At 63.6% G+C, this 6438-nt stretch carries 6 protein-coding genes and 1 pseudogene; 1 reads left to right on the plus strand and 6 read right to left on the minus strand.

The window, feature by feature from the left end; genetic code table 11:
• Both EN925_RS40760 and EN925_RS17980 read right to left on the minus strand, forming a co-directional pair.
• Positions 1-135, minus strand: a pseudogene (locus EN925_RS40760) (GGDEF domain-containing protein); the annotation flags it as partial.
• A 73-nt stretch (positions 136-208) separates the two neighbouring features.
• Complete coding sequence (locus EN925_RS17980; protein ID WP_127368051.1) at positions 209-1405, minus strand: GGDEF domain-containing protein; 1197 nt, start codon at positions 1403-1405, stop codon at positions 209-211.
• 159 nt (positions 1406-1564) lie between these two features.
• Between EN925_RS17980 and EN925_RS17985 the strand changes: the two genes are divergently transcribed.
• Positions 1565-1882, plus strand: coding sequence for a hypothetical protein (locus tag EN925_RS17985; protein ID WP_013528869.1), 318 nt, complete (start codon positions 1565-1567; stop codon positions 1880-1882).
• Between the two features lie 39 nt (positions 1883-1921).
• On the opposite strand, the gene leuC is transcribed toward EN925_RS17985, so the two are convergent.
• From leuC to EN925_RS18015, 4 genes are all read right to left on the minus strand, one after another.
• Positions 1922-3331: a 3-isopropylmalate dehydratase large subunit gene (gene leuC, locus EN925_RS17990; RefSeq protein ID WP_127368052.1), complete on the minus strand. Its 1410-nt coding sequence runs from the start codon at positions 3329-3331 to the stop codon at positions 1922-1924.
• A 327-nt stretch (positions 3332-3658) separates the two neighbouring features.
• Positions 3659-4294 (minus strand): class I SAM-dependent methyltransferase, encoded by a 636-nt coding sequence (locus EN925_RS18000; protein WP_027163296.1) that lies wholly within the window; start codon positions 4292-4294, stop codon positions 3659-3661.
• 54 nt (positions 4295-4348) lie between these two features.
• Positions 4349-5158 carry an amino acid ABC transporter permease gene (locus tag EN925_RS18005; RefSeq protein ID WP_027163295.1) on the minus strand — a complete coding sequence of 270 codons (810 nt, stop codon included), beginning with the start codon at positions 5156-5158 and terminating at the stop codon, positions 4349-4351.
• A gap of 201 nt (positions 5159-5359) precedes the next feature.
• On the minus strand, positions 5360-6157 hold the full coding sequence (locus EN925_RS18015) for a transporter substrate-binding domain-containing protein (protein ID WP_013528864.1): 798 nt from the start codon (positions 6155-6157) through the stop codon (positions 5360-5362).
• Positions 6158-6438: the final 281 nt, after the last annotated feature.

The raw sequence follows: 6438 nt of genomic DNA on the forward strand, positions 1-6438 counted from the left end.
GCCCAGCAGATAGCCAAATGCCAGCCAGCGCGCCGGCGCCCGGCCGACATCGTGGAAGGCGACCGCCATGAAGCAGGCCGCCAGCAGGCCGGCAACCGACAGATTGATCAACAGGATGAAGTTGGCGCCGCTCATGTTCTCCCGCACCCGCGCCGACAGCTAATCATCGACGGGCGAAGAAGACGTTAACGTCCTGGCCGGCCAGGATTCAGCCGGTCTTGAGCGGCTCCGGCAGGAACGCCGTTTCCGGCCGCTCATAGGACAGGCGTACACTGTCGCGGCCGTTCTTCTTGGCCTTGTAGAGCGCATCGTCGGCACGGCGCATCAGCGGCTCCAGCGCCTCGTCACCGCTGCGGGCCGCCACGCCGAAGCTTGCCGTCACCTTCGTTCCCTGGGGAAGCCCGTCGACATGGCCGGCCGAATAGACCGTGCGCACCGCTTCGGCGAACAGCCGTGCCGCGGCAAGATCGCTGAGTGGCAGCAGCACCGCGAATTCCTCGCCGCCGATACGCCCGGCAACACCGCGCGCGCCGGCCGCCGACCGAAGCTTGGCGGCGAAATCGGCAATCACGCGATCGCCCGCCCCATGCCCATGCACATCGTTGAGCGCCTTGAAATGATCGAGGTCGGCCAGCACCAACGCGACCGGGAACCGCGCCGAGGCGCAGTGCCGCAAGAGCAGCATGCCGCGCTCCTCGAAGCCACGCCGGTTGAGCAGGCCCGACAGGGGGTCGGTAAAGGTCTCGGCCTTCAACGCCTTCAACACGTCGAGTGCCGCGGCGGAAAACAGGCACAGCGCGATAAGCAGCGACAGCAGCGCGTGCGACAGCAGCGCCGTCGTCCAGTAGGACGAGCCATAGAACCCGTCATAGCTCGTGAAGGGCCCGTGCGCGATGACGACGATAAGGGTGCGCACGAAGAAGTTGACGCCCGACAGCAGCGACAGCACGAACAGGATTTTCTCGGTCGGGCCGTTGTTGCGCACCGGGCGCAGTTCGGCGGCAACCAGAAGGCTGATACCGCCGAAAGCGAAGTTCATCGCCAGGATGCGCCAGGTGAGATCCGGCGCGATGAACAGGAACCAGCAGAACGACGCCAGTCCCCCACAGGCCAGCGCGCCGATCCCCACATAGGGCACCTTGCGGCCATAGCGGTGGACGATGGCGCCGGCCAGGCAGCAGCCGGCGATGCTGAAGCAGATGTTCGACACCAGCTTGGTCAGCGGCATGCCGATCGGCAAGGTGAAATACTGAAGCAGGAAGCCCACCGCCGAGAGACTGTAGCTGAGCGCCAGCACGGCCAGATAGGGGCGGTGGCGCTGATAGGACCATAGCACGAGGAACGCCGCGCCGAGCGCCAGCGCGATCGTCGGGTTGAGCAGCGCTATGAGCAGACCCGTGTCCAAACGACTATGACTTCCCCTCGCTTACGTCGGGGAAGAGCTTAGAGGGCAAGCCCAAACAAGCGGTTAAGCCTCGCCGCAAGCAGGACCGCCATCTCAAAATAATGTCAGGGAACCGCCGTCTCCGGTCAGCGTTCCTTCGTTGACAATCTGGAGCGACCGATGGCCGACACAATCACACTGACCGACCACGATGCGATCCGCTCGTGGGCTGCCGGGCGCGCCGGCTTTCCCGCAATCGTCGACATCTCGCCCGAAGCGGGGACGCAGCCCATGTTGAGGCTGGTCTTCGGCCAGCACGCCTATCAGGATCAGGACCAGCCTGAACGGCCGCTCAATGCGGGAGGCTATGAACTCGTCGAATGGGACGAATGGTTCAAGCTCTTCGAGGAACAACAGCTTGCGCTTGTGGTCGCGGCCGAACAGCCCGGACGCCGCGAGGAGTTCCACGAACTCGTCCGCCGTGACGGGAAGCGTTGACCCGAGCCGGGTGCGGCTCGGGTTCCGTTCAAGTCCGGACTACTTCCACTCGCGGATGTCAACGAAGTGGCCGGCGATCGCCGCCGCGGCCGCCATCGCCGGCGACACCAGATGGGTGCGGCCCTTGAAGCCTTGCCGGCCCTCGAAATTGCGGTTCGAAGTCGAGGCGCAGCGTTCATGCGGCTTCAGCCGGTCGTCGTTCATGGCCAGGCACATCGAGCAGCCCGGCTCGCGCCAATCGAAACCGGCGGCGACAAAGATCTTGTCGAGGCCTTCGGCTTCCGCCTGTTCCTTGACCAGGCCGGAGCCCGGCACGATCATCGCATCGACATGCGGGCTGACCGTCTTGCCTTCGACCACCTTGGCGACGGCGCGCAGATCCTCGATGCGGCCATTGGTGCAGGAACCGATGAAGACGCGGTCGAGCGTGATGTCGGTGATCCTGGTGCCCGGCGTCAGACCCATATAGTCGAGCGCACGCTGCTTGGAGGTGCGCTTGTTCTCATCGGTGATGTCGTCCGGGTTCGGCACGATGCCTTGCACCGACACGACATCCTCGGGCGAGGAGCCCCAGGAGACGATCGGCGGCAGCTTGGCCGCGTCGAGCACGATCACCTTGTCGAAATGCGCGCCCTCGTCGGACTGTAGCGTCTTCCAGTATTCGAGTGCCGCATCCCAGGCCGCGCCCTTCGGCGCGCGCGGCTTGTCCTTGACATAGGCGAAGGTCGTCTCGTCCGCGGCGATCAGGCCGGCGCGCGCGCCGCCTTCGATCGACATGTTGCAGATCGTCATGCGGCCCTCCATCGACAGCGCACGGATCGCCTCGCCGGCATATTCGATGACATAGCCGGTGCCACCGGCAGTGCCGATCTCGCCGATGATGGCCAGGATGATGTCCTTGGCGGTGACACCTTCCGGCAATTGGCCGTCGACACGCACCAGCATGTTCTTGGCCTTGCGCTGGATCAGCGTCTGCGTCGCCAGAACATGCTCGACCTCGGATGTGCCGATGCCATGCGCCAGCGCGCCGAAAGCGCCGTGCGTCGAGGTGTGGCTGTCGCCGCAGACGATGGTCATGCCGGGCAGTGTAAAGCCCTGCTCCGGACCGATGATGTGGACGATGCCCTGGCGGATATCCTTCTCGGAATAATATTCGACGCCGAAATCCCTGGCGTTCTTGGCCAGCGCCTCGACCTGGATGCGGCTTTCCTCGTTCTTGATGCCGAACTTGCGCTCGGGCGAAGTCGAGACATTGTGATCGACCACGGCCAGCGTCTTTTCCGGATGCCGGACTTTACGGCCGGTCATGCGCAGGCCTTCGAAGGCCTGCGGGCTGGTCACTTCATGGACCAGGTGGCGGTCGATGTAGAGCAGGCAGGTGCCGTCGTCCTGGCGATCGACGACATGGTCGTCGAAAATCTTGTCGTAGAGGGTGCGCGGTGCGCTCATGTGCGTAAATCCGTCGATATGAGAATGGGAAAGAGCAGGTGCCGGACCTCCGGCCCGGCGAAACGACCCCGATGGGTCGGCCTAGGGTAGTCGGCTGGTCAGCGCCCCGGACACGCGCGCGGAGAAGCGCGACGGCAGGCGTTTTCTGTCCTGCAGCACGAACCCCTTGTAGGCCGGATCGCCAAAAAGCTCTTCCATGGCGTGGCTCATATCAATGTTTTGGGTTTTCGGCAATTGGAAGCTGCCTTCGCAGAACTCGGGTTCCTCGTCCTCACTTCCACACCTTCAGGGGGAGAGGAAGGAAGCCAAGATCGGAGAACGCGCCGCTCAGATCACTTCAAACACAAAAGTCTTCACCAGCGCATCCGGCTCGGCGATCGCATAGCAGCGGAACCACGGGCTTTCCTCGACCGGCCGCCATTTCCCAGTCTGCTCCAACTCATCGAACACCGCCTGGAAGCCGCCGCTCTCGAACACCCGGTCGCGCACGGTGAAGATCGCATGGCCGCCCTTGCGGGTGATGCGCACCAGTTCGTGCAGGCCTGTCGCCGGCGCATGGCTGATGGTGAACACGCCTGTCGAGAAGAAGGCGCGGAAATACCCGTCCGGCCACGGCAGCGGACCGCCCAGCATTGCCTGCTTCAGTTCGCTGTAGGCATTGCGGCTGCCGGCGATCTTCAGCATATCGTCCGAGAGGTCGAGCCCCGCAATGTCGCGGTAGCCGAGCGCATTCAGCGACGGTCCCGACAGGCCGGTGCCGCAGCCGGCATCGAGCAAGGGGCCATCGTCCGCCGGCACATGGCGCGCCACCCAGGCGGTGATCAGGAAAGGCAGGAGGTAGCCGAGCGAGGCGGTCTCGCTGTCATAGGTCGCGGCCCATGCGGCATAGGCCTCTTCAAGCGCTTCCGGCGTGTCGGCCGTATAGACGGAATCCAGCGCCGCATTGGCTTTGTCGACGATCATGGGACCTCCTCAACGGGAATGCTCGGGGATCGTAGCGCTGCCTTGGCCGAAAAACTATTCCTCGTGCTGGCGGCGCAGCCGCCGTTCCAGCGCCCTGAGCGCCAGCGACAGGCCGACGGTCAGGATGAGGTAGATGTAGGCTGTTATCGAATAGGTCTCGAAGAAGCGAAAGGAGCCGGCGGCGTAGACCTTGCCCATCTGCGTGATGTCGGCAACGCCGAGCACCGAGACCAGCGAGGAATCCTTGACCAGGGCGACGAAATCATTGCCGAGGGGCGGCAGGATGGTGCGGATCGCCTGTGGAAACACGATGAGCCGGAAACGCTGCGCGCGGGTCAGCCCGAGCGCCTTCGCCGCTTCGATCTGGCCCTTCTCCACCGCCTGGATGCCGGCCCGGAAAACCTCCGAGATGAAAGCCGAATAGCCGATGGTCAGCGCCATGATGGCGCGCCACAACAGCGACACGTCGCGCACCAAAAGCTCGCCGAACAGGCCGGCGCTTTGCAGCGGCGCGGTCAGCGCGTTCCAGGCCGCGACGAAGGCCGGCGCGCCGGCAAAGGCGATCCAGAACAACAGCACCAGGATCGGCACGCCGCGGATGATCTCGACATAGAAGCGCGCGATCTGGCGCAGCCAGCGCGAACCCGACATTCCCATCAGCGCGATGCCGAGACCGATGGCCGACGCCAGCACGAAGGCGATCACGGTGACGAAGATGGTGACGCCGATACCCTTGGCGACCGTGGCGAATACCTGGGCATAGAGATTGCTGGTGGCGACGAAGACGGCCACCGCGATCGCGATGGTCACGGCCACGACGAGCCACCAGGGGAAGTCGGCTTTGGAGGAAGAGGCGGGAGGCATCAAAAGGATTGCGCCAAGGCAGCCCCCTCTGGCCTGCCGGCCATCTCCCCCTCAAGAGGGGAGATTGGCAGCTTCGTCGACGGCACTCTTTTTACAACTTTGGTGATTGGCGAAAGCGGAAAAAACAGCCAATCTCCCCTCTTGAGGGGGAGATGCCCGGCAGGGCAGAGGGGGGCGTTCAAGCGCGAAGTCAGTGCGAAATCACTGCCCCATCTTGTAATCAAGAAACCACTTCTTGTTCAGCGCATCGAACGTCCCGTCCGCCTTCAACGCCGCAATCGCCGCATTGACCGGCTTCACCAGGTCGGAACCCTTCGGGAAGATGAAGCCGAAATCCTCGGTGCCGAGCGGCCCGCCGATCAGCTTCAGTTTGCCCTCGGAGGCGTCGACATAGCCCTTGCCGGCGGTGCCGTCGGTCAAGACGACGTCAACGTCGCCGGATTTCAGAGCCTGCACCGTGGCGCCGAAGGTCTCGAACAGCTTGATGCGCGGGTTCTGCTCATTGCCGTCGAGCACGCTGTAGACGGCGGTGTAGAAGGGCGTGGTACCGGCCTGCGCGCCGATCAGCCCATCCTTGAAGGCGCCGAAGGTCTTGGCGTCGGTGAAACGGCTTTCATCGCCGCGCACCAGCATGAACTGTTCCGAGCGCATATAGGGGTCGGAGAAATCGACCTTCTCCTTGCGGTCGTCCTTGATGGTGATGCCGGTCATGCCGATGTTGTACTGGTTGTCGGAAACCGCCTGGATCATCGCGTCCCAGGATGTGTTCTGGTACTCGACGGCGAAATTCAGCCGCTTGGCGATCTCGTTCATCGCATCATATTCCCAGCCGATCTGCTTGCCGGTCTTGGCATCGATGAACTGCAGCGGCGGATAGGCGTTTTCGGTCACAACCACCACCTTTTTGCCGCCGAGGTCGGGCAGCGCCTGCGCAAAGGCGGCAACGGGTACCAGGACGAGGGCAAGCAGGCCTGCCAGCAGCAGTTTCGATTTGGTCATGACACACTCCCCGGAAATTGACGGACCCGGGCACGGCCGGGCTTGCAGGAAAATCCGGCGCCGACTTTAGCTTTCCGCAAGCGTCATGCAAGACGGTCCGCTGCGTCAGCGCGCGCTAAAAAGGGATTCCGATGCCTTCATTTCCGGGATTCAGGAATGAACGGTGTCGCGGCAGCGATCAGCTCCGCTTCACGATGCCGGCATCCGCCTTGCGCAAGCCGGAGACGAACCGCGTCAGCGTGCGGTGCAGGGATTTCAACTCGTCGGCATCCAGCGGCAGG

It is taken from the genome of Mesorhizobium sp. M7A.F.Ca.US.006.04.2.1, from assembly GCF_004022915.1.
Taxonomy (GTDB): Bacteria; Pseudomonadota; Alphaproteobacteria; order Rhizobiales; family Rhizobiaceae; genus Mesorhizobium; species Mesorhizobium ciceri.

Excerpts from the sequence above, each read along its gene's own strand:
- EN925_RS18000 (WP_027163296.1), bottom strand. The coding sequence starts at position 4,294 with ATGATCGTCGACAAAGCCAATGCGGCGCTGGATTCCGTCTATACGGCC.
- leuC (WP_127368052.1), bottom strand. The coding sequence starts at position 3,331 with ATGAGCGCACCGCGCACCCTCTACGACAAGATTTTCGACGACCATGTC.
- EN925_RS18015 (WP_013528864.1), bottom strand. The coding sequence starts at position 6,157 with ATGACCAAATCGAAACTGCTGCTGGCAGGCCTGCTTGCCCTCGTCCTG.
- EN925_RS17985 (WP_013528869.1), top strand. The coding sequence starts at position 1,565 with ATGGCCGACACAATCACACTGACCGACCACGATGCGATCCGCTCGTGG.
- EN925_RS18005 (WP_027163295.1), bottom strand. The coding sequence starts at position 5,158 with ATGCCTCCCGCCTCTTCCTCCAAAGCCGACTTCCCCTGGTGGCTCGTC.